Origin of the sequence: Rhizobium cerradonense (assembly GCF_030182455.1) — a bacterium.
Lineage (GTDB): Bacteria > Pseudomonadota > Alphaproteobacteria > Rhizobiales > Rhizobiaceae > Rhizobium.
In genome coordinates this window covers 218,377-241,849 of record NZ_JAQJCK010000006.1, presented here as the reverse complement: position 1 = coordinate 241,849, position 23,473 = coordinate 218,377, and the positions used below count along the sequence as shown (strand labels likewise).

General features: G+C 59.9%; 19 protein-coding genes. 7 read left to right on the top strand and 12 right to left on the bottom strand.

Annotation, left to right across the window (positions count from 1 at the left end; genetic code table 11):
• Position 1: 1 nt before the first annotated feature.
• The 4 genes from PH547_RS16315 to PH547_RS16300 all read right to left on the bottom strand — a co-directional run bounded on the left by PH547_RS16315 (position 2) and on the right by PH547_RS16300 (position 5,118).
• Entirely contained in the window at positions 2–2,092 is a 2,091-nt protein-coding gene (locus tag PH547_RS16315; RefSeq protein ID WP_285168847.1) for an alpha-galactosidase, read from the bottom strand.
• Positions 2,089–2,940: a carbohydrate ABC transporter permease gene (locus tag PH547_RS16310; RefSeq protein ID WP_104826115.1), complete on the bottom strand. Its 852-nt coding sequence runs from the start codon at positions 2,938–2,940 to the stop codon at positions 2,089–2,091. Before PH547_RS16310 ends, PH547_RS16315 begins: the two co-directional genes overlap by 4 nt.
• Positions 2,940–3,848, bottom strand: a complete 909-nt coding sequence (locus tag PH547_RS16305; protein ID WP_285168846.1) for a carbohydrate ABC transporter permease — start codon at positions 3,846–3,848, stop codon at positions 2,940–2,942. The genes PH547_RS16310 and PH547_RS16305 overlap by 1 nt, the downstream gene beginning before the upstream one ends.
• A gap of 79 nt (positions 3,849–3,927) precedes the next feature.
• The gene (locus PH547_RS16300; protein WP_104827827.1) at positions 3,928–5,118 is read right to left on the bottom strand and encodes an ABC transporter substrate-binding protein; all 1,191 of its coding nucleotides are present in this window, start codon (positions 5,116–5,118) and stop codon (positions 3,928–3,930) included.
• A gap of 200 nt (positions 5,119–5,318) precedes the next feature.
• Here PH547_RS16300 and PH547_RS16295 point away from each other — a divergent pair, with 200 nt between their 5' ends.
• Positions 5,319–6,233 carry a helix-turn-helix domain-containing protein gene (locus tag PH547_RS16295; RefSeq protein WP_285168845.1) on the top strand — a complete coding sequence of 305 codons (915 nt, stop codon included), beginning with the start codon at positions 5,319–5,321 and terminating at the stop codon, positions 6,231–6,233.
• 18 nt (positions 6,234–6,251) lie between these two features.
• Here PH547_RS16295 and PH547_RS16290 read toward each other — a convergent pair whose 3' ends face one another.
• The 8 genes from PH547_RS16290 to PH547_RS16255 all read right to left on the bottom strand — a co-directional run bounded on the left by PH547_RS16290 (position 6,252) and on the right by PH547_RS16255 (position 14,410).
• Positions 6,252–7,193, bottom strand: coding sequence for an electron transfer flavoprotein subunit alpha/FixB family protein (locus tag PH547_RS16290; RefSeq protein ID WP_285168843.1), 942 nt, complete (start codon positions 7,191–7,193; stop codon positions 6,252–6,254).
• Between the two features lie 27 nt (positions 7,194–7,220).
• Positions 7,221–7,970 (bottom strand): electron transfer flavoprotein subunit beta/FixA family protein, encoded by a 750-nt coding sequence (locus PH547_RS16285; protein ID WP_285168842.1) that lies wholly within the window; start codon positions 7,968–7,970, stop codon positions 7,221–7,223.
• A gap of 11 nt (positions 7,971–7,981) precedes the next feature.
• Positions 7,982–9,412, bottom strand: a complete 1,431-nt coding sequence (locus tag PH547_RS16280) for an aldehyde dehydrogenase family protein (RefSeq protein WP_104826120.1) — start codon at positions 9,410–9,412, stop codon at positions 7,982–7,984.
• Between the two features lie 14 nt (positions 9,413–9,426).
• The gene (locus PH547_RS16275) at positions 9,427–10,161 is read right to left on the bottom strand and encodes an ABC transporter ATP-binding protein (RefSeq protein ID WP_285168841.1); all 735 of its coding nucleotides are present in this window, start codon (positions 10,159–10,161) and stop codon (positions 9,427–9,429) included.
• A complete protein-coding gene (locus PH547_RS16270) occupies positions 10,158–10,976 on the bottom strand; it encodes an ABC transporter ATP-binding protein (RefSeq protein ID WP_260304681.1) in 819 nt (272 codons plus the stop codon). Before PH547_RS16270 ends, PH547_RS16275 begins: the two co-directional genes overlap by 4 nt.
• The gene (gene livM / locus PH547_RS16265; RefSeq protein ID WP_285168840.1) at positions 10,973–12,283 is read right to left on the bottom strand and encodes a high-affinity branched-chain amino acid ABC transporter permease LivM; all 1,311 of its coding nucleotides are present in this window, start codon (positions 12,281–12,283) and stop codon (positions 10,973–10,975) included. Before livM ends, PH547_RS16270 begins: the two co-directional genes overlap by 4 nt.
• 17 nt (positions 12,284–12,300) lie before the next feature.
• Complete coding sequence (locus PH547_RS16260; protein ID WP_104826124.1) at positions 12,301–13,218, bottom strand: ABC transporter permease subunit; 918 nt, start codon at positions 13,216–13,218, stop codon at positions 12,301–12,303.
• Positions 13,219–13,294: 76 nt separating this feature from the next.
• Positions 13,295–14,410 carry an ABC transporter substrate-binding protein gene (locus tag PH547_RS16255; protein WP_104826125.1) on the bottom strand — a complete coding sequence of 372 codons (1,116 nt, stop codon included), beginning with the start codon at positions 14,408–14,410 and terminating at the stop codon, positions 13,295–13,297.
• 327 nt (positions 14,411–14,737) lie between these two features.
• Here PH547_RS16255 and PH547_RS16250 point away from each other — a divergent pair, with 327 nt between their 5' ends.
• The 6 genes from PH547_RS16250 to PH547_RS16225 are packed head-to-tail and all read left to right on the top strand — an operon-like array spanning position 14,738 to position 23,443.
• Positions 14,738–16,819 (top strand): hydantoinase/oxoprolinase family protein, encoded by a 2,082-nt coding sequence (locus tag PH547_RS16250; protein WP_285168839.1) that lies wholly within the window; start codon positions 14,738–14,740, stop codon positions 16,817–16,819.
• 10 nt (positions 16,820–16,829) lie between these two features.
• Complete coding sequence (locus PH547_RS16245; RefSeq protein ID WP_260304686.1) at positions 16,830–18,497, top strand: hydantoinase B/oxoprolinase family protein; 1,668 nt, start codon at positions 16,830–16,832, stop codon at positions 18,495–18,497.
• A complete protein-coding gene (locus tag PH547_RS16240; RefSeq protein ID WP_285168838.1) occupies positions 18,494–19,705 on the top strand; it encodes a pyridoxal phosphate-dependent aminotransferase in 1,212 nt (403 codons plus the stop codon). The genes PH547_RS16245 and PH547_RS16240 overlap by 4 nt, the downstream gene beginning before the upstream one ends.
• A gap of 15 nt (positions 19,706–19,720) precedes the next feature.
• The gene (locus PH547_RS16235) at positions 19,721–20,533 is read left to right on the top strand and encodes an NAD-dependent epimerase/dehydratase family protein (protein WP_285168837.1); all 813 of its coding nucleotides are present in this window, start codon (positions 19,721–19,723) and stop codon (positions 20,531–20,533) included.
• A gap of 9 nt (positions 20,534–20,542) precedes the next feature.
• Positions 20,543–21,736: an NAD(P)/FAD-dependent oxidoreductase gene (locus tag PH547_RS16230; RefSeq protein WP_285168836.1), complete on the top strand. Its 1,194-nt coding sequence runs from the start codon at positions 20,543–20,545 to the stop codon at positions 21,734–21,736.
• A gap of 21 nt (positions 21,737–21,757) precedes the next feature.
• Entirely contained in the window at positions 21,758–23,443 is a 1,686-nt protein-coding gene (locus tag PH547_RS16225; RefSeq protein WP_285168835.1) for a thiamine pyrophosphate-binding protein, read from the top strand.
• Positions 23,444–23,473: the final 30 nt, after the last annotated feature.

The window sequence follows — 23,473 nt, the reverse complement described above, 5'->3', positions numbered from 1 at the left end:
CTTAACCTCCCTTCACGGGCTGGAATTCAAGAAGGAGCCCGCTCTCGGGCTTGAGCATCGGCAGCGGCAATCCGACATGTCTCAGCGTATCGAGACTGAAGGTCAGTTCTCCGTTTAGAAGCTTTTGCTGGCCTTCCGAGATCCGGATGAATTCCGGCTCTACGGGATGCACCGCTGCCACGCGCCACAGCACATCGCTATCACCGCTCACAGGCAAGCGGACGGGTGCGGGCTGCTCGCCCGCCATTTGCGGGCCCTGGACGACGAAAGCGACGATGCGGTCGGTATCTGCCGCTCCCCAAACATAACGCCCGTCGAGCGGCGGCAGACGAAATTGCTTGCCGGCTGCATGCAGAAGCGGCCGCAGGCTCTTGTGGAGCGCGATCCAGCGTTCCAGTTCCTGCTTCTCTTCAGCGTCGAGTGTCAGTGGATTGAGTTCCACGCCCAGGTGATAGGCGAGCGCGACCAGCGCGCGGAAAGCAAGGCTCAACTTGCGGCCGGTCTGGTGGTTCGGAGATGCGGCGATATGTGCGCCGAGAAGCTCCGGGGAAACGAATTGCGACGCCCCATGCTGTATTTCAAGCCGCTCGAAGGCGTCGGTGCAATCCGATGTCCAAACGCGGTGCGTGTATCTGAGGACGCCGTAGTCGATACGCCCGCCGCCCGAGGCGCAGCTTTCTATCTCGACTGCGGGAAAGGCTTGCCGGACCCTGTTCATCAGGGCGTAGACGGCTCGCGTCTGCCTCGCGGTGCGCGCGCGCCCATCTGTGCCGCCGGCATGGGTCAGATCGCGGTTCATGTCCCACTTGATGTAGGCGATTGCGTGCTGCGAAAGCACCGCTTCCATGCGTTGGAAGAGATAGTCGCTGACCTCCGGGCGCGTCAGATCCAGCACAAGCTGGTTTCGCGACAGCAGAAGCGGGCGTCCTTCGACTTGCAGAGCCCAATCGGGATGGGCGCGAAACAGTTCGGACTCCGGGTTCACGTTCTCGGGTTCGAACCAGAGGCCGAACTCCATGCCGAGGGACGTCACGTGGTCGACGAGTGGCTTCAGCCCGTTCGGGTATTTTCGAGCGTCTATGAACCAGTCACCAAGGCTGGTCGTATCGTCGTCCCGCTTGCCGAACCATCCGTCATCGAGGACGAAACGCTCGATGCCGACAGCCGCCGCTGCATCCGCCTGGGCTTTCAAGGACTCCATGCGGTGATCGAAGTAGTTGCCTTCCCAGGTGTTCAGCGTCACCGGCCGGGGCTTCATCTCGCCGCCCGGCCAGGCAATCACGCTCTCTCTGACGAAGGCATGGAAAGCCTCGCTGTCAGGACCGGCAAAAGCTGTCGGGCTGTCATAGGCTTCGCCCGGTGCGAGGCGCATTTCACCCGGTTCGAAGAGTTCGCCGAGATGCACCAGCCGGCGTCCATCGTCGAGCGTGTCGATCGCCATCTGGTGATTGCCGCTCCAGCCGAGATGGAATCCCATCCGCTCGCCGCCGCACTCGAGGAAGATGATGGGAAAGCGGTCATGCGAGGTTCGCCCCCTCCGGCTTTCCTGCATCCAGAGCCCGTTGGGGAGTTGCGATTGGCGCGTCTGGAACTCCCGGCCCCACATTCCCGTAAAGCTGGTCAGCTCTGACGCGCCGGCCGGCATCAGGAAACTCGCCGCCATGCAGCGATCCAGCGTATAATCGCTGGAGCCGCGGTTGATCAGTGATGTCGAAATCGACAAAACCCCAGTCGCGCCGCCGTTCAGGCATATCTGCAGGCCGATTTCCGCGACGGGATCTTCAGTCTTCAGGATTATGCCGGCGTCGATCTCTTCGGTCTGCCAGTTCTGGAATTCCAGCGTGAACATACGCCCATCGCGGTGCCCGCAAATCGCCGGCCATCCGAAGAATCCGAGTCCGCCGACTGGCAGCAACACATTCGAAGGCACGTCCACGTCCATGCCGTTGACACGGCTCGAACGCGGCACATCGGGCCAGAATTCCGGGGCAAGCGCCCCGCGGCCGAAGCCCAGGATCTCGGGCATGCCACGCTCCGGCAGGCCGAGAGCGAGGCAAATGGCCCCCGCTTTTACAACTACAGTCTTTTTCATCCCTTGGTCGCTCCGAGAGTGAGGCCCGCAATGAAGTGCCTCTGCATGAAGAAGAACATCAGAACCGGCGGCATCGCGGCGACGATCGAACCCGCCGACACCAGATGCCATGCGGCAACCCATTGCCCGTTCAACGCGTTCAGTCCGGCGGTAACGGGCATTGCGGCCTGGCCCTGGACGAGCACGGTCGCCCAGAAATAGTCGTTCCAGACGAAGGTAAAGATCAAGACCGACAGCGCCGCAATGGCCGGGCGCATCAAAGGCAGTACGATGTGGATGAATATCCGCCACTCGGAAACGCCTTCAACCCGCGCCGACTCGATCAGCGAAAAGGGCAAGCCCTTGATGAAGTTGCGCATGAACAAGGTGCAGAAGCCGGTCTGGAAAGCGACGTGGAACAGCACAAGCCCGGTCACGGTGTCGTACAGGCCCATTTTGAGTGTCAAGTCGCGAACAGGGACCATCAGGATCTGGAACGGAATGAAGTTGCCGGCAACGAAGACGAAGAACAGGAACAGGCTTCCCTTGAACCGGTAGACGGCCAAAGCAAAGCCACAGAGGCATGACAGCCCGACCGCACCAATCACCGTCGGGATGGTGATCTTGAAGGAATTGAGGATGTAGTGGCCGATCGGCGAATCCCGAAAGACGGCGGTATAGTTCTCGACACCGGCAAAGCCCGAGGGAATGCCGAAATAATTGCCGGCCGCCAGATCGCCCGATGGGCGGATCGACGTGACCGCAACGCCGATCAGGGGAAGAAGCCAAATGATGAGGGCGATCGGCAGAAGAACTTGGTAGGCGGCCGACACCCATGGCCCCGATTTCTGGACAGGAGTTGGAAACATCAGGAATTCCTTTCCTGTCTCAGCATGCGAATAAGGAAGAATGTGATGAAGACCATCATGATCAGGAAGAGCACGACTGCGATGGCAGCGCCATAACCCATCCGGAATCCGTATTCGGAAAGCGCTTCTTCGTACATGTAATAGGAAAGGACGCGGCTCGAACCGTAAGGTCCGCCGGCCGTCATGACGGAAACGAGGTCAAAGGATCGAAGTGCGCCGATGACGGTCACCACCACCGCGATGAAGGTGGCCGGCCGAAGCTGCGGCAGGACGATGTTCCAGAACAGGTGCCAGCCCTTGGCGCCATCCATGCGCCCGGCTTCAATCTGCTCCGGATTGATGTTGTTGAGGCCTGTCAGGTAGAGGATCATGCAATAGGCGATCTGCGGCCAAAGGCCGGCGGCAATGATGCCGTAGGTCACCAGGCGCTCGTCTGCGAGAATGGCGACCTGCGTCCCCGTCAGGGCCTGGATCAGCGCAGAGAATAGCCCGAAATTAGGAGCGTAAAACCACGTGAAAATCAGGCCGACGACCACCTGGCTGATCACGAATGGAAAGAAGAACAGTGATTTGTAAAGGCGAATGCCGGTGACGGTCTGGTTCAGGAACAATGCCGTAGCCAAGCCAGCCGGGACCGCCAGCAGATAAAGAACGAGCCATATGACGTTGTTCTCCAGCGACGTATAGAAGGCGTCGTCGGAGAGGAGTTCGACATAGTTCCCAAGACCGATCCAGGTTTTGGGTCCCAGACCATCCCAGTCATGGAAACTGATCCATACGGATTGGAATACCGGGACGATCACATAGACCAGAAACATCAGGGCGCCTGGCGCAAGAAAAAGCCAAGGTGCAAATGTCCGCTGATTGCGTTTCCAGAACCCCGGTAGAGCGGGACTGCTCGTGCCCATCGTCTGCTCCTATACAAATGCGACGAAAAACGCTGCCGGACGGAATTAACATCCAGCAGCGCGGTATCTTCAGAACGAGTTATTTGTAAGCGTGAGCCCGGATCTTATCGAGGCGAGCCAGGATCGCATCGAGTTTGTCAGGCTTGACCATGAATTCCTGGAAGCCTTCCATGCCGGCCTTCGCCATATCGGCCGGGGCGTCGCGGTCGTAGAACTGCGCGAGAGCGTGGGCGTTCGCCAGCATCTCGAAACCAGCCTTCAGGAACTTATCGTCCGGCACGGTCGACTTGTTGTTGATCGGTAGCTGACCGAGCGTCTCGTTGATTTTCGTCTGGGCTTCAGGCGAGGCGAGATAGGCGAGGAACTTCTTGGCGTCTTCCTTGTTCTTCGCACCCGACGGAATGTGGAACGTGTCGGTCGGAGCCTCTTCGGAAACCGGCACCCCTGCGGTAATCTGCGGGAACGGGAGGAAGCCGATCTGGTCTTGCTTCAGTCCGCCATCCTTCATCGGGGCGACGGCGAAATTGCCCATCAGATACATGGCCGCCTTGCCTTGAACGAATTGCGGCATGGCGTCCTGCCAGTCGAGAGCTGCGTGGTTCTCGATGAAATAGCCCGGCTTTACCAGTTCTGCCCACTTGGCGAATACGGCTTTGACCCTCGGATCGGTGTAAGGCACCTTGCCTGCGGTCAGATCCATGTGGAATTCATAGCCGTTGACGCGCAGGTCGAGATAGTCGAACCAGCCGGCGGTCGGCCACAGGGCCTTCGTGCCGATCGTAAACGGTGTGATGCCTGCGCTTTTCAGCTTGGCGCATGCGGCCACCAGCTCGTCCCAGGTCTTTGGCGGGGTAATGCCTTTGTCCTTGAAGATATCGGCGCGGTAATAGATGCCCCACTGATAGTTGGTGTAGGGGACGCCCCACTGCTTTCCGTCGATCGTCATCGATGCGGCAGCAGACTTCAACTGGTCGTTCAGGCCGTTCGCTGCCCAAACGTCGCTGACATCGGCAAAGAGACCCGCTTTGACGAAGGGCGCCATACGGTTGCCAGCATACCATGCCACGACGTCAGGCGCGTCGGCGGTCAGGAAGTTGCGGATCGCGGACTTGTAGCCTTCGTGGTCGAAATTGTTCCACTTAACCTTGATGTCCGGATTCTTCGCCTGAAAATCCGCAATCAGTTGTTCCATCGCCTTCTTCGGCGCCGGATCCGACTGGTCGGAATTGAGAACGATTTCGCCAGCGCATGCCGCCGATGCGACGAGCATGTAGCTGAATGCTATAGAGCCGATATTCTTCAATAGGGTCAATTGATCCTCCACAGACCTCATGGGCGTTGGCCGCCCGCGCACACGTCACTCCCGTGTACGGTGGTTGATATTCATCATCCAAATTCGTAGAGCTCTACCGCCATACGGAAGATCGCTTCCGGTTTTCTAAGATCGAGACCCCGCCAGAGCATCTTCCAATGTTGATCGAAGACGAGTCAGTTCCAGTTCACGATGGCCCGACGCGCCATCCGCTTGTCGTTTTCGGCGATCATCGCTTTTGCGCTGGAGAAAGGCTGGAGGTGCGGCGCATGAGCGGTCCGCACATGCACAGCCAGGTGGAGCTCAACTACGTCCTCGATGGACGCATCACATATTGGTTCGACGGCCGCAGGCTCCAGATTTCGCAGGGGCAGCTCTGCCTTTTCTGGGGAATGATCCCGCACCAAGTCGTCGAGGTGACGGAGCCTGCGAACTTCGTCTGCCTCTATGTCCCCATGTCCGTGCTCGTCAACATGCGTAGCATGGGGAGCTTTCGGGATGCTGTCTTCCGCGGCGGCCTGATAGAGGCGCAAAGCGTCAGGCCGCACGACCGCGAAGTGCTTCTCAGATGGCGCGATGAGCTGCTGTCGGGCGATCCGGAGCTGGAACAGATTGTCCGCGACGAGCTGGTCGCTCGCATACGGCGGATTGCGCGGGAGGGCTGGCTGGACTTGCGCGAGCAGGGGTCGGCAATTGCTGCATCGCGTAACCAAGATCCTGACCGACTGCCAAAGGTCGAGAAAATGATCCGCTTCATTGCCGAACATGCATTGGGCGAGATATCGGCCATCGATGTCGGATTGGCGGCCGGACTGCATCCAAACTACGCCATGTCGGTATTCAAGAAGACGGTCGGTCTTACCGTCAATCAGGCCATAACGCGCCATCGGCTGGATACGGCCCAATCCCTGCTGATCTCCAGCGATCTTCCGGTGGCCGCCGTCGCGTTCGAATCGGGATTTGGCTCGCTGTCGCGCTTCTACGAGGCCTTCGAAGAGCGTTTTTCGACAACCCCGGCCAGATATCGGAGCGGCTTCGGTCTGGTGAGCGCGAAGCCTGCTCCGGCCGCCTAGCTGGTGGAGCAGGCTATCTCAGACCGAGCGCAAAAGCTCAGGCAAAGCCTCGAAGAGATCGGCGACGAGGCCGTAGTCGGCGATCTGGAAGATCGGGGCCTCTTCGTCCTTGTTGATGGCGACGATGACCTTACTATCCTTCATGCCGGCGAGATGCTGGATGGCACCGGAGATGCCGCAGGCGATATAGAGCTGTGGTGCCACCACCTTGCCGGTCTGGCCGACCTGCCAGTCGTTCGGCGCATAGCCTGCATCGACGGCAGCGCGGGATGCGCCGACCGCAGCCCCGAGCTTGTCGGCAACCGGAAGGATGACCTCCTTGAACTTTTCTGCCGAACCGAGCGCCCGGCCACCGGAGATGATGATCTTTGCCGACGTGAGTTCCGGACGGTCCGAGGTCGACAGCGCATCGGCGACGAAGCTGGACAGGCCGGGATTGGCGACCGCCGGGATTGCTTCGATCGTGGCCGAACCACCGTCTGCGGCAGAGGCGAAGGAAGCGGTGCGCACGGTAATCACGCGTCTGGCATCGGTCGACTGCACCGTCTGAATGGCATTGCCGGCATAGATCGGCCGCTTGAAGGTGTCGGCGGAGACGACTTCGATGATTTCCGAGACCTGGGCGACATCGAGCAAAGCGGCAACCCGCGGCATGACATTCTTGCCGACCGAGGTGGCCGCCGTCAGGATGGTGTCATAGGAAGCGGCGAGCGCCACGATCAGATCGGCAAGCGGTTCGGCGAGATTGTTGGCGAGGCTGGCATCGTCGGCAACCAGCACCTTGGAGACACCGGAGAGTTTCGCTGCCTGTTCGGCCGCAGTGTTGGCGCCCGCGCCGGCGACGAGAACGTGCACCTCGCTTCCCGTTCCCTGGGCAATCTGTGTCGCCGCCGTCAGCGCCTTGGCGGTCTGGTCGGAAAGGTGGTTGCTGTCATGATCAGCCAGAAGAAGAATGGCCATGGTGTCTAACTCCTCGTTCGGACTGGATTAAAGCACGCCGGCTTCGGTCTTGAGTTTTTCGACCAGCTCGGCCACCGACTTGACCTTGACGCCTGCCTTGCGGCCGGACGGCTCTTCGGTCTTCAGCACCTTCAGGCGCGGCTCGGTGGAGACGCCGAAGTCGGCAGGTGCCTTCTTGTCGAGCGGCTTCTTCTTCGCCTTCATGATGTTCGGCAGCGAGGCATAACGCGGCTCGTTGAGGCGCAGGTCCGTCGTGACCACCGCCGGCAGCTTGACCTCGATCGTCTGCAGGCCGCCATCGACCTCGCGGGTGACAGTCGCCTTGCCATCGCCGATCTCGATCTTCGAGGCAAAGGTTGCCTGCGCCGTGCCCAAGAGGGCCGCCAACATCTGGCCGGTCTGGTTCGAGTCATCATCGATCGCCTGCTTGCCGACGATGATCAGCCCCGGCTGTTCGGCATCGGCGACACCCTTGAGGATCTTGGCGACAGCCAGCGGCTCGACCTGATCGTCGGTCTCGACCAGGATGGCGCGATCCGCCCCCATGGCGAGCGCCGTCCTCAGCGTCTCCTCGGCCTTGGCCGGACCGATCGATACCACCACCACCTCTTCCGCCTTGCCGGCTTCCTTCAGCCGCAGCGCTTCCTCGACCGAGATCTCGTCGAACGGGTTCATCGACATCTTCACATTCGCAAGCTCGACACCCGTGCCATCCGCCTTCACGCGGATCTTCACGTTGTAATCAACCACCCGCTTCACCGGGACGAGAATCTTCATCACATATTTCCTTATGCGAGCGTGTAGGCGGTCTTGACCGAGGTATAGAATTCCGCCGCGTATCGGCCCTGTTCACGCGGCCCATAGGACGAGCCTTTTCGTCCGCCGAATGGTACGTGGAAGTCGACACCGGCGGTTGGAAGGTTGACCATCACCATTCCGGCCTCCGAGTTTCGTTTGAAATGGGTCGCATATTTCAGGCTGGTCGTCGCAATGCCGGAGGACAGGCCGAAATTGGTGTCATTTGCGACCGCAAGTGCCTCCTCGTAGTCCTTCACCCTGATGACTGCAGCGACAGGGCCAAATATTTCTTCGCGCGCAATCCGCATCTGATTGGTGGCTTCGGTGAACAAGGCCGGCTGCAGATAGAAGCCGGGCGTGCTTCGTTCCAGTTGCTCGCCACCGAATGCAAGCTTTGCGCCTTCCCGACGCCCGATATCGATATATTCCACATCCTGCTTCAATTGGCTTTCGTCGACGACCGGGCCGATATGAGTGCCGCCCTTGAGGGCATCATCAATAACGAGTCCCTTCATGCGTTCCGTCAACGCGGCGACAAAGCGGTCATGGATGCCTTCCGTCACGATCAGGCGGGAGGACGCGGTGCATCGCTGGCCTGTCGAGAAAAAGGAAGAGTTGGCGGCTGCTTCGACGGCGACGGAAAGGTCTGCATCGTCCAAAACCACAAACGGATTTTTGCCGCCCATCTCGAGCTGGAACTTCCTGTTATGCTCGATGGACGACAATGCGACGCGTTTGCCGGTCCCTACCGATCCGGTGAATGTCAGAGCGTTCACGTCGGGGCTGTCGAGCATGGTTTGCCCAACCACGCTGCCGCGGCCCATGACCAGATTGATGACACCGGCTGGCGCGCCGGCACGATGAATGATGTCGACGAGCGCCCAGGCGCAACCCGGCACCAGGTCGGCCGGTTTCAAGACGACGGTGTTGCCGTAAGCTAGTGCCGGAGCGATTTTCCAAGCGGGAATCGCAATTGGAAAGTTCCAGGGTGTAATCACCCCGACGACACCAACCGGTTCACGGGTGATCTCGACACCGATGCCGGGCCGAACCGAAGGAAGGATTTCGCCTGAAAGCCGCAGCACTTCACCGGCAAAGAAATCGAAGATCTGTCCCGCGCGGGTCACCTCTCCAATCGCCTCGGGAAGAGTCTTGCCTTCCTCTTGGGCGAGGAGCCGGCCAAGTTCTTCCTTCCGGGCCACGATTTCGTCGCCCGTCTTCTTCAAGACGGCATGACGCTCCAGGATCGGCGAACGCGACCAGGCTGGGAACGCCGTCTTTGCCGCAGCGATCGCGGCCCTGGTATCATCAGCGCTCGCGCGAGCATATTCCCCGACACTCTCGTTGGTGTTGGATGGGTTGATGTTTGCAGACGCGTCGCCCGCAACCCATTCACCGGCAATCAGGTTCTTGTGCAGCATGGAGATGGTTCCGTTCAATGCAGTCCGAGATAGGCCTTGCGGACTTCCTGGTTGTCGAGAAGAGAGGCGCTCTCGCCGGAAAGGTGGATCTTCCCGTTCACCATGACATAGGCTCGCTGCGAGAGCTTGAGCGCGTGATTGGCATTTTGCTCGACCAGAAAGATCGTCTTGCCCGTGGATGCGATCTCGCGCAGCACCTCGAATACGCGCTTCACTACGAGAGGCGCCAGTCCGAGCGAGGGCTCGTCGAATAGGATCAATTCGGGGCGAGCCATCATTGCCCGGGCAATTGCGAGCATCTGTTGTTCACCGCCCGACATCGTACCGGCTGTCTGGTTGCGACGTTCCTTGAGGCGAGGAAAGAGTTCGAACATGGTCGTTCGATCGTCCTCGAAATAGGCCATGCCGATGGGTGTCGTGCCCATCATCATGTTCTCTTCCACGGTCATTTCCTGATAGATCTGGCGACCCTCCGGAACGAGCGCGATGCCGCGGCGGGAAATCCTGTTCGTCGGTATGCGCGAGATGTCCTCGCCGCGATGTAAAATCCTGCCGGAAGAGGCGCGCGGCGCGCCGAAAATCGATGACAGCAATGTCGTTTTGCCTGCGCCGTTTGCGCCGATCAGGCTGACGATCTCGCCCTCGAAGATGTTGACGTCAACCGCTTTCAGGGCTTCGACCGGGCCGTAATGAGCATGGACGGCGACAAATTCCAGAAGCGGTATCTTTATACCGGAAGGCTGGCTCATGCTTGCACCTCCTCTTCACTGACACCCAGATAGGCCGCAACCACAGCGGGATCGTTGGCGACATGCGCGGGCGTGCCGTCGGAGATGACCTCTCCGTGGTCGAGTACGACGATATGGTTGGAAATGCGCATGACCAGGCTCATGTCGTGCTCGATGACGAGAACTGTTTGGCCGTGTTCGTTGCAGAGCCGTTGGATGACCTCGGACAGATCCCGTGTTTCGGAGGGATTGAGGCCGGCGGCGGGCTCGTCGAGGCAGATCAGCCTCGGCGCAGTGCACATCGCCCGAGCGATCTCAAGGCGCCGCTGGCGACCGTAAGGAAGTTCGGCCGCGAGGCGATTGGCATCCTCGACTAGGCTCATCTGCTCGAGCCAATAGTAGGCGCGATCCACCGCTTCGCGTTCGGCTCTCCGGAACCCCGGGGTGAAAAAGACGCCGCTCAGAAGATTGTTGCGTGTCGCAAGGTGCTGAGCGACGAGGAGGTTTTCGACGACCGACATCTCCTTGAACAGACGGATGTTCTGAAATGTCCTCGCGATGCCGGCGCGCGTTACGAGATGCGAGCCGCCGGAAATCGGTTTTGTAACCAGCTCGCCGACGTCCTCTGCACCATTAGTTCCGTTCAGGACGATCCGGCCCTCGCTTGCGCGATAGAACCCGGTAATGCAGTTGAACATCGTCGTTTTGCCGGCTCCGTTGGGGCCGATCAGCGCCGTAATCGAACCTCGTTCGACGCGGAAGCTGACATTGCGGTTGGCGATGATGCCGCCAAAACGCATCGTGACATTTTGGACGTCCAGTATGGGCTCACTCATCGTCTCGCCTCCAATTGGGTCTGGAGGGGCATTTCGGCGCTGCTCGCTTCCATCCTGGTGCTCGGGAAGAATGCCGGGCGTTTGATCCGAACCAGGCCGCGCGGCTTCCAAATCATCATCACGACCATGAGGACGCCGAACACCAGAACGCGATATTCCGCGAACTCTCGCAGCATTTCCGGCAGGACGGTCAGCACGAGAGCGGCAAGGATGACGCCGATGGTTGATCCAAGGCCGCCAAGGACAACGATGGCAAGGATGAGGGCCGATTCGAAGAAGGTGAAGGACGTCGGATTGACGAAGCCTTGGTGGACGGCGAAGAAGACACCGGCAAGCCCGCCAGTCGATGCGCCGAGCATGAAGGCGGTGAGCTTCGTGAAGACGTGGTTTACCCCCAGAGAGCGGCAGGCGACCTCATCTTCGCGCAGCGCTTCCCACATGCGCCCAAGCGGCATGACGCGAAGCCGCTCGACTACATAGATGACCATGCAGACGGCAAGGAAAAGTACGAGGTAGATGAACCAGAATTTGTAGTCCGCGCTGTAAGGAATGCCCAAATATTCATGCAGCGGAACGCCGCCTTGTTTTGCGGTGCGGGTGAATTCCAGGCCGAGGATTGTCGGCGGCGGAACGGGAGCGCCGTTTGGACCTCCGGTGAAATCGCCCCAATTGTTCAATATGAGACGGATGATCTCGCCAAACCCCAGCGTCACGATGGCAAGATAGTCGCCGTGCATCTTCAGCACGGGAAAGGCTAGGATCATCCCGCAGAGGCCGGCAAGGAACGGGGCTATGATCAAAGCCGTCCAGAATCCGAAGCCGACATATTGCGAGCCAAGCGCAAGCAGGTAAGCGCCGACTGCGTAAAAGGCCACAAATCCAAGATCGAGCAGACCTGCGAGACCTACGACGATATTCAATCCCAGGCCGAGCAGGCAGTAGATCAGCGCCAGTATGGCGACGCCGAGAAAGTACTTGTCCGCGACGAAGGGGAGGCTCAGTCCTGCAAGGAACAGGACAGCGAGAAGCAGCACCGGCGATTTTTCCTTGCCGGTCATGACCGTGACGCCGGCATTATTTCCGGCAAAGCGTTGCCTGAATCCCTTGCCCAATCTGCTGGACTGGAAAACCGAGATCGCAAGACGTCCAAGCGTGACGATTGCCGCCAATGTGACCGCCCGCATCAGTTGGTTTTGGAAGGAGAAGCCCTCCAGAACCAGTCCGGAGATCGGGCCGAACAGAACGATGCAAACGGTAAATGTGAGAAGCGCTTCCTTGGCAAGCGCAACTAGCCTGTGGGGTTTCATGTTGCCTGGCTCCTCATTTAGACTTTCTGGATTTCCGGGCGGCCCAGAAGGCCGGAGGGACGGAAAAACAGCAGGATGATGAGCAGCGCGAAGGCAAAGACGTCCTTGTAGTCGGTACTGACGTAACCGGCGAAAAGGGCTTCTGTTAATCCAAGCAGCACTCCGCCCAGCACGGCACCCGGCAGCGATCCGATCCCGCCGAGAACGGCGGCGGTGAACGCCTTGATACCCATGACGAAGCCGATGAAGAAATTGAAAGAGCCATAGTTGAAGGTGACGAGCGTTCCGCCGACAGCGGCAGTCGCCGCACCGATAACGAAGATCGTCGAGATGATGCGGTCGGTATTGACGCCAAGAACGGCCGAGATGCGGATATTCTGCTGGGTCGCCCGGCATTCGCGCCCAATTCGCGTGTAGTTGATCACGTAGGTCAGAATTCCCATGGCGATCAATGAGGCGAACAGGATCACGGTCTGCATATAGGTGATCTGCGCAAAATGGGTGTCATCGCCGAAGCGGAACGCGCCTTGAATGAGGGTCGGCACTCCCTGGTCTCGCGCACCCTGAGCGATCTGGACATAGCTCTGCAGCATGAGCGAAATTCCGATCGCCGAGATGAGTGGCGCGAGCTTGGTCGAGCCGCGCAGCGGCCGATAGGCGACACGTTCGATCGTCCAGCCATAGACGGCGGTGATGGCGCAGCTAATGACGAGCACCGTGATCAGCGCGAACGGAACGGATTGAACGCCGAAGAAGCTGAGCACCGCCAGGACGATAGCGGCAATGTAGGCAGAGACCATGTAGACGTCGCCATGGGCGAAGTTGATCATGCGGATGACACCATAGACCATGGTGTATCCCACGGCGATCAGGCCGTAGATCGTCCCCAGCGTAATGCCGTTGAACAATTGTTGAACCAGGATGTAAAAGTCCATGGCGAACCCCTCTTGTGTTTTTTAGGGCATGGATGAGCGCGCCGGACCGATGATCCGGCGCGCAGGCAAAGCTGCCTTACTTCACGAGAACGGGGGTTCCCTTGTCGTCGAAGTTGTAGAAGACGAACTTGAAGTCCTTGATGTCGCCCTTCTTGTCCCACGTGACCTTGCCGATCGCGGAATCAACGGTGTTGGTGCGCAGCCAAGCGGCCTGAGCCTTCAGGTCTTCGCCGGCCTTGAGCGCGGCAACGATTGCCTGAGCGTTCGCGTAGCCATACAGGACATAGTTTGCCGGGGTGATGTTCGCCTTCTTCAGCGCATCCTGAACGCCCTTCGTGGAGGGGTCTTCCAGCGGATCGGGTGTCGCCGAGTAGTAGACATTCTTCAGGTTCGCCGGGCCGCCGGCGGCGGAGACAAGTTCCGCCTGCGCGAAGGCGTCACCGGTGACGAATACGACATCGACGCCCTGTTCCTTAAGCTGGCGAACAAGCGGCCCGCCTTCCGGGATGAGGCCACCAAAGTAGACCGCGTTTGCGCCGGAGCTCTTGATCTTGGTGACAAGCGCGTTGAAGTCGCGCTCCCCGCGCGTCAAGCCTTCATAAAGGACCGGCTTGATGCCGCGTGCTTCGATGGTCTTCTTGACTGCATCCACCAGGCCCTGACCGTAGGTGTCCTTGTCGTGGATGAGAGCGATCTTGTCACGCTTCAGCGTATCCAGAATGAAGCTGCCGGCGACGACCGCCTGCTGGTCGTCACGACCGCAGCCACGGAACAGATTGTCAAAACCGCGATCGGTGACCGTCGGGTTGGTCGAGGACGGCGTCATTTCCAGAATGCCGGCATCGTTATAGACCTCGGATGCCGGGATTGTGCTGGACGAGCAGAAATGTCCGATCACGGCGTTTACTTTGTCCTGATCGACGAAGCGGTTGGCAACCGCGACGGCCTGCTTGGGTTCGCAGGCGTCATCGCCCTTCACCAGCTCGATCTTTTTGCCGTTGATGCCGCCGGCAGCATTTACGTCATTGATATAGGCCGACACCCCGTTGAACACCTGTTCGCCGAAGGTGGCGTTTGCGCCCGTGAATGGTCCGGCGACGCCGATCTTGATCGTGTCTGCCGCCAAGGCGTTGGAGAAGAGCAGGGCGGACGTGAGCATGGTCGCCGTCAAGAGCCTGGAAATCGATTTCATGGAATTTTCCCTCTGGTTGAAGCTACTTCGTTCAGGTTGATCAGATGCGGGTTCAGCCCGTATTCGCATGTTATTGATTCAAAGAACTACCTAATTTCATTAGGTAATTCTCGCTTTTTGGAGTTCGGGGCTTGGCGCTTTTTGCAGCGTTTTTAGCCCTCTTCCCAGTTGACAGTTATATGATAAGTGACATATACAAAGAACGTCAAGCGGAAATGTTGCGGCACCGCTTGTCGTGGAGGAGAATGCTCAGACGCGCGGCCGCATGGTTGCGGTCTCAACCGGATCTGACGCTTCGGGCGGAAGACAAAAGTGGGGAACAAGCTGGTGAACAACGCACCACGAAACTGCCGGGTCGGCGTCGACATCGGCGGCACCTTTACCGATATCGCGCTCGATCTGGGTGGCGCGCTTCACTCGACGAAGGTTTTGACGGATTACACGGCGCCCGAGCGCGCGATCCTGAAGGGTGTGAGGGCCGTCGCCGACATGGCGGGCATTGCGCTTTCGGAGATAGACATTCTCATTCACGGCACGACCCTTGCCACCAATGCGCTGATCGAGCGGCGCGGCGCGAAGACTGCCTTCGTGACGACGGAGGGTTTTCGTGATGTGCTGGAAATGCGCACCGAGAACCGTTTCGAGCAATATGACCTCAATATTTCCCTGCCGCCGGCCCTCATTGCGCGCGCCGACCGCTTCGTGGTGCGTGAGCGCGTCGATGCGTCGGGCAAGGTCCTCCTGACGCTAGACGAGGCCTCGGTGGCGGCTGTGGTCGAAAAGATCGCGGATGGCGGCTATGAGAGTGTCGCTATCGGCTTCATCCATGCTTATGTGAACGGTGCGCATGAGGTTGCCGTCCGCGACGCCATCCTGAAGCGTCTTCCGAATGTCTCGGTGTCGATTTCATCCGAGGTCTCGCCGCAGATGCGCGAGTTCGAGCGCTTCAATACGGTTTGTGCCAATGCTTATGTAAAGCCGGCGATCAAATCCTACCTCGATCGCCTCGTCGTCTCGCTGAAGGACATCGGCGTCGGTTGCCCGGTCTTCATGATCCATTCCGGCGGCGGCATCGTGTCCGTCGAAAGCGCCTCGGAATTTCCAGTGCGACTGGTCGAATCCGGCCCCGCCGGCGGCGCGATCTTCGCGGCTGATATTGCCCGTCATCACGGTCTCGACGCGGTTCTTTCCTTCGACATGGGCGGCACCACCGCCAAGATTTGCCTGATCGAGAACCAGGTTCCCAAGACGGCCAAGACTTTCGAGGTCGCGCGCACCTATCGTTTCCGCAAGGGTTCGGGCATGCCGATTTCCATCCCGGTCGTCGAAATGGTGGAGATCGGTGCGGGTGGCGGTTCTATCGCCTCCGTTGACGGCATGCGGCAAATCCGCGTCGGACCGCATTCGGCAGCGTCCGAACCTGGCCCTGCCTGCTATCAGCGCGGCGGCAAGAACCCCACGGTGACAGATGCCGACCTTATCCTCGGCAAGCTCGATCCGGAAAATTTCGCCGGCGGCGCCATCCGTCTTTCCATCGATGCGAGCCGCAGGGCGATGAGCGACGATATCGGATCGGTCATCGCGCTCGATCCGGAAGCGGCGGCTTACGGAACCTGCGAGATGGTGGATGAGAACATGGCCAATGCCGGCCGTGTTCACACCGTCGAGAACGGCAAGGACATTTCCGATTTTACGATGATCACCTTCGGCGGCGCGGGGCCGCTGCATGCGGCGCGCCTGTGCGAGAAGATGGGCATTTCCACTTTCCTTGTGCCTCCCGGCGCTGGCGTGGGCTCCGCCATCGGCTTTCTCAAAGCGCCGTTCGGCTACGAGTCCGTGCGCAGCGCCGTCTTCAATCTTTCGAGCTTCGATTTCGCCGAAGCCAACCGGTTGCTGGAGTCCATGAAGGCCGAAGCCCTCGGCTTCGTTGAAGGTGGTCTCGACAAGGGCGCACCGACCATCGAGCGCACCCTGTTCATGCGTTATGCGGGGCAGGGCTGGGACATTCCGGTGGCGCTTGAAGACGACCGGTTTGATGCGGCCAGCGCCAAAAAGATCACCGCTCTGTTCGAAAGGGAGTACGAGCGCTTCTTCGGCCGTGCCATCGAAGGCCTCGATATCGAGATGGTCAGTTGGTCGGTCAAGGCGAGCTCGCCGCTTCCGCCGGTTGATCGCGTTCCGCCGATCGCTGAAGGCAGCGTCATCAAGCCGAGCCAAACCCGCCGTCTGTTCGAAGCTTCGCAGGGCTCTTATCTCGAAGCAGGCATTCACGAGCGCACGAGCCTGAAGCCCGGCGACGTGGTCAAGGGCCCCGCCGTCATCGTGGAGCGCGAAACCTCCGCGGTTCTCACCTCTTCCTTCAAGGCAATCGTCCAGAACGATGGCTGCCTCCTCGTAACGCGGTTTTGAGGATAGCTACATGAACCAATCCATGATCGATATCCATATGCAGGTCATGTGGAACCGCTTGATCTCCGTCGTCGAGGAACAGGCGCAGACGCTGATCCGCACGGCCTTCTCCACCTCTGTCCGCGAAGCGGGCGACCTGTCCGCCGGCGTCTTTGACCTGGATGGTCGCATGCTGGCGCAGGCCGTCACCGGCACGCCTGGCCATGTCAACGCAATGGCGGAATCAGTCGCCCATTTCATCCGTGACATCGGCCCGGAGAACATCTTCGAAGGCGATGTCTACATCACCAACGATCCGTGGAAAGGCACGGGCCATCTGCACGACATCACCGTCGTCACGCCTTCCTTTCACCATGGCAAACTGGTCGGATATTTTGCCTCCACCGCCCACGTCGTCGACGTCGGCGGACGTGGCTTCGGTCCGGATGCGCGCGAGGTCTATGAAGAGGGTATCTTCATCCCGATCATGAAGTTCTTCGAGCGCGGAGAGCTGAACCGGACGCTGATCCACATTGTCCGCAACAATGTCCGTGAAAGCGACAAAGTGGTCGGCGATTTTCACGCACTTGCCGCCTGCAACGAGACCGGCCATCGCCGGCTCATCGACATGCTGACGGAATTCAATCTGGAAGATCTGTCGATGATCGGCGGCTTCATCCTCAAGCACAGCCGCGAGGCCACGCTGGAGCGGTTGAGGAACCTTCCGCACGGTTCATGGAACTACAGCCTCGATCTCGACGGCTATGACGAGCCGGTGCATCTGGCCGCAAAATTGACCATCGGCCCGGATGGCGTCGTAGTGGATTTCGATGGCACATCGGGCATGAGCAAGTTCGGCATCAACGTGCCGCTGGTCTATGCGAAGGCCTATGCCTGCTACGGCATCAAATGCGTCGTCGCTCCGGAAATTCCGAACAACGCGGCCTCCCTCGCTCCGTTTGACGTCGTCGCGCCGGAAGGCTGCATCCTCAACGCCAAGCGTCCTGCCCCGGTCGCCGTCCGTCACGTGCTCGGGCATTTCGTCCCCGATCTCGTTCTGGGGGCGCTTCATCAGGCGCTTCCCGGACAAGTGCCTGCCGAAGGTGCAAGCGCCCTCTGGAACTTGCATATGAGCGTGCGACCTGTTTCCGATCAGATCGGCGGCAAGGGTGCCGAAATCCTGATGTTCAATTCCGGCGGGTCCGGCGCACGCGCCTCGCTGGACGGGCTCAACGCAACGGCCTTCCCGAGCGGCGTCCATACCATGCCGATCGAGGCGACCGAAAATGTCGGCCCGGTCATCGTCTGGCGCAAGGAGCTGCGCGAGGGGTCCGGTGGCGCAGGCGCTCAGCGCGGCGGTCTCGGTCAGATGATCGAGATCGAAGCGGCCGAAGGTTACAGCTTCCGTTTCTCGGCGATGTTCGACCGGCTCAATCATCCGGCTCGCGGCCGCGACGGCGGACTTGATGGCGCATCGGGCGGCGTTTCGCTTGACGACGGCACGATGCTGAAGGGCAAGGGCCTGCAATTCGTGCCGGAAGGCCGGCGCCTCGTTCTGTCGCTTCCGGGCGGTGGCGGCTATGGCGATCCTGCCGAGCGCCCGGCCGAGGCCGTCGAGCACGATCTCAAGCACGGCTATATCACCAAAGAACAGGCCGCAGCCTATGGCAAGGGCGGCACCCGGGGAGGGCAGGCATGAACATGATTGCATTCGAAAGCAGCCGCACGGCCACCATCAAGTCGTCGCCGTCTATGGCGGTTTCCCTCGCCGCCAAGGCGATGCGGGCAAGGGGCGAGCATGTCGTCGATCTCTCGCTCGGAGAACCGGATTTCGATACTCCCGCCCACGTAGTCGAAGCCGCGATCGAGGCTATGCGCAAAGGGATCACCCGCTATACGGCCCCGGACGGCCTGCCGGAACTGCGCCAAGCAATCGTTGCCAAGTTCAAGCGCGAGAACGGCCTGGACTACGCAATGGACGAGATTTCCATCGGCAACGGAGCCAAACAGATCCTCTTTAACGCCTTCCTCGGCACGCTCGAGCCGGGCGATGAAGTGGTCGTTCCCGCACCCTATTGGGTTTCCTACACCGACATCGTTATTCTGCATGGCGGGACGCCCAAGGTTGTCCCTTGCGGAGTGGAAGACGCCTTCAAGATCACGCCGGAACGGCTGGAGGCGGCAATCACCCCTAAGACGCGTTGGTTCCTATTCAACTCGCCGTCCAATCCGACAGGCGCAATCTATACGGCTGAAGAACTGGAAGCGCTCGGCGACGTATTGGCGCGCCATCCGCGCGTTGCGATCATGTCCGACGAAATCTACGAGCATATCGTCTGCGGCGATGTGCCGTTTACATCCTTCGCCGTGGCGTGTCCGGCTCTCAAGGACCGTACCTTGATCGTCAACGGGGTCTCCAAGGCCTATGCCATGACCGGCTGGCGGCTCGGTTATGCCGCGGGTCCGAAAGAACTCACCAAGGTGCTGAACAAGCTTCAGTCCCAGAGCACAACATGTCCTTCCTCGATTACTCAGTATGCAGCCGCGGCAGCGCTGAATGGACCGCAGGATTTCGTGAGGAAAGCTGTCGAGGAATACAAGGCGCGCGGCGATCTCGTTGCACGGGGCTTCGGCGCCATTCCCGGACTTGAAGTGCGTGCGCCGGAGGGAGCATTTTATCTCTTCCCTAAATGTGCTCCCTATATCGGCAAGACGGCGCCTGACGGGACGAAAATCACCAACGACACGGCGCTGGCATCCTACCTCCTCACGGAGGGCAAAGTCGCCACCGTGCCGGGCGCTGCTTTCGGCGTCGAACCCTATATTCGCCTGTCTTTCGCAACGTCTCGCGAAAACCTCTCCCTTGCCATCGAATGGACAGCGGACGCGCTGGCCAAGCTTCGCTAATCAGGACGAATTCTCATGACCGACTACAAACGCACGCTTCTGACCGGCGCCGCCGGCGCTCTTGGAACCCAGCTCCGTAAATCCGGAACGAAGCTTGGGAAGATCGTTCGGCTTTCCGCGCGCAATTCCTGCGAAAACCTCGAGCCGCATGAAGAGGATTTTCCAGCAGACCTCGCTGATTTCGATGCGGTTTCCAGGGCCGTCGAGGGCTGTGAAGCCATCATCCACATGGGCGGCCAGGGCTTGGAAGCACCCTGGAAGACCATTCTCGATGCCAATATCGTCGGCAGCTACAACATCTACGAGGCGGCGCGGCAGCACGGCGTCAAGCGCATCATCTATGCCAGCTCCGTTCACGCCATCGGCTTTTACGATCGGACGGAAACCATCGACGGCAACGTGCCGACCCGCCCCGATAGCCTTTATGGCGTGTCGAAGACGTTCGTCGAGAATCTCGGCCGGTATTATTTCGACAAGTTCGGCATCGAAACCGTGAGCCTGCGCATCGGCTCGTCCTTCCCGGAGCCGACCGACCGACGCCATCTCATCACCTGGCTTTCCTATCGCGATTGCCGCCAGCTCGTCGAAAAGAGCCTGTCGGCCGAGCGCGTCGGTTTCATGGTTGCCTATGGAATGTCCAACAATAGCCGAGCGTTCTGGGATAACCGCACGGCGGCATCCCTTGGTTACAGGCCGGAAGACAGCGCCGACGACTACGCGGAAAAAGTGTTCGCAAAGACCAAGCAGGGTGATCCGAACGATCCCGCGGTTCGCTTCCAGGGCGGCAGCTTCGCGGCGGCTGGTCACTATGAAGACGAACACAAGTGAGGCGAGCCGATGCAAGCTTCCAGATCTGCATATGACGTGATCATTGTCGGGGGCGCAGTCGTCGGCAGCTCCGCAGCTTATTTTCTCGCGACTAATCCCGACTTCAAAGGATCGGTCCTCGTGATTGAAAAGGACTGGACCTATCAGCGCTCGGCAACGGCGCTGTCTTCCAGCTCCATCCGCCACCAGTTCTCGAACGCGATCAACGTGAAGGTCTCGCAGTTCGGCACGGAATTCATCCGCAATTTCAAGGAAAATGTCGCCGTCGATGACGACACCCCCGAAATCGGCTTCCACGAAGCGGGCTATCTCTTCCTGGCCGAGGATGAGCGTGGCGAGCAGGTCCTGCGCCGCAATCATGAAACACAAGTCTCTTGCGGGGCGGAAGTAACGCTTCTCGATCCGGAAGGCTTGGGCCGGCGATTTCCCTGGCTTAATCTCGAAGGATTGACGCTCGGCAGCACCGGCGAGCGCGGCGAAGGCTGGTTCGACAGCGTCGGTCTGCTGCAGGGCTTTCGAAAGAAAGCGCGCTCGCTCGGCGTCGAGTACATCGAAGACGAAGTCGTTGCTGTTGACAGGGAAGGAGACCGCGTCGTTTCCGTATCGACGAAGAGCGGCCAGACGATCGCCTGCGGCATGATGGTCAATACGTCCGGTACCAACGGCAAGAAGGTCGCGCGGATGGCCGGGCTCGACGTCCCCGTGGAGCCACGCCGTCGCTCTCTCTTCGTTGTCGACTGCCGCACGCCCTTGGAGGGTAAAGTTGGCCTGACCATCGATCCGACCGGCGTTTTCTTCCGCCCGGAAGGCAAGTTCTATCTGATGGGTACCTATCCGAAACACGATCCGGAAGTGGACCCGAACGATTTCGACGTCATGCATGACGAGTTTGACGAGGAAATCTGGCCGATCCTTGCAAACCGCGTGCCTGCCTTCGAAGCGATCAAGGTGGTCAACTCCTGGGCCGGTCATTACGACTATTGCACCCTCGATCACAACGTTGTTCTCGGACCCCACACGGACGTCAAAAACTTTCTCTTCGCCAACGGCTTTTCGGGCCACGGTTTGCAACAGTCGCCCGCGATGGGCCGGGGCCTGTCGGAGCTCATCACCTATGGGGGTTTCAAGACGCTCGATCTTGCGCCTTTCGGCTACGAACGGGTGGTAGCGAACCGACCCTTCCTCGAAGACGCCGTCATTTAACGAACAAGATAAGGGAACCCCATGAGGTACGAAACTTCAAAGCGCAGCGGCGGCCAGGTTCTGGTCGATGCCCTGCGGATCCACGGCGTCGATCGCGTGTTCGGTGTGCCGGGCGAAAGCTATCTTGCCGCGCTCGATGCTTTTCATGACGCAGAAGGTGCCATCGAATTCGTCATCTGCCGTCAGGAGGGCGGGGCGTCCTATATGGCGGAAGCCTATGGCAAGATGACGGGCAAGCCCGGCATCTGCTTCGTCACCCGCGGCCCGGGCGCAACGAACGCTTCCATCGGCGTGCACACTGCCTTCCAGGACTCCACGCCGATGATCCTGTTCATCGGCCAGGTGGCGCGTGACCAGATGGAACGTGAAGCCTTTCAGGAGATCGATTACCGGCGCATGTTCGGTCAGATGGCGAAGTGGGTGGTTGAGATCGAGGATGCGGCCCGCATTCCCGAATTGATCAGCCAGGCATTCCATCGCGCTGTCAACGGGCGCCCCGGCCCGGTGGTTGTGGCACTGCCGGAAGACATGCTGACCGACATGGTCGACGTTGCCGACACGCCGGCCTACCGGCGCGTCGAGGCCTATGCCGGCGAGCCGCAATTGCAGGAATTGCAGGCACTCCTGTCCAAGGCCAAGCGTCCGATGGCCATCGTCGGTGGCGGTGGCTGGACGCAGCAGGCGGTGGCGGATCTGAAAAGCTTCTCGGAAACTTTCAGCCTGCCGATCGCAGCCTCCTTCCGCTGCCAGGACCTCTTCGACAACACGCATCCGAATTATGCCGGCGACCTCGGGCTGGCGGCGGGACCGAAGCTGATTCAACATGTTAAAGACTGTGACCTGCTGATCTCGATCGGGGCCCGCCTCGGCGAAATGACCACCGGCGCCTATAGTTTGATCGACATTCCGGTTCCGAAGCAGACGCTTGTCCATATTCACCCCGGTGCGGAAGAACTGGGTCGCGTCTACCACGCGACATTGCCGATCAACGCCAGTGTCGCGGGCTTCTTGGCCCAGGCGGTGAAGCTCAAGCCTGCAGCGGCACCCGCCCGGACCGATTGGACGGCGGCGGCGCATGCCGACTATCTGGAAAACCTCAAGCATCCGCAGGTTCCGGGTCCTGTCCAGATGGGCGCTGTAATGGAATGGCTGCGCGGCCATCTGAAGCCGGACGCGATCCTGACGATGGGGGCAGGCAATTATACCGCCTGGGCGCACCGCTTCTATCAGTACCGTACCTTCCGAACCCAGCTTGGTCCGACCAATGGCTCGATGGGTTACGGTGTCCCGGCTGCGGTCGCCGCGAAGATCACTGATCCTTCGCGAACTGTCGTGGCCTTCGCCGGCGACGGATGTTTCTTGATGAACGGACAGGAGCTGGCGACCGCCATGCAATATGACGCACGCGTCATCTTCCTCGTCATCAACAACGGCATGTACGGAACAATTCGCATGCATCAGGAGCGCAACTATCCCGGCCGTGTGTCAGGCACCCGGCTGACGAACCCGGATTTTGCCTCGCTGGCCCGGTCCTATGGGCTGCACGGCGAAACCGTGGAGGTGACGGAGGATTTCGCCGGCGCCTTCGAACGTTGTGAAGCATCGGGCAAGCCGAGCCTGATCGAAATCCGGATCGATCCGGAAGCGCTGACGCCGAAGATGAGCCTTACGCAAATTCGCGATCAGGCAATCGCACAGGGCAAATAAAAAGACGATGCGCCGCCCGGCAAACGGGCG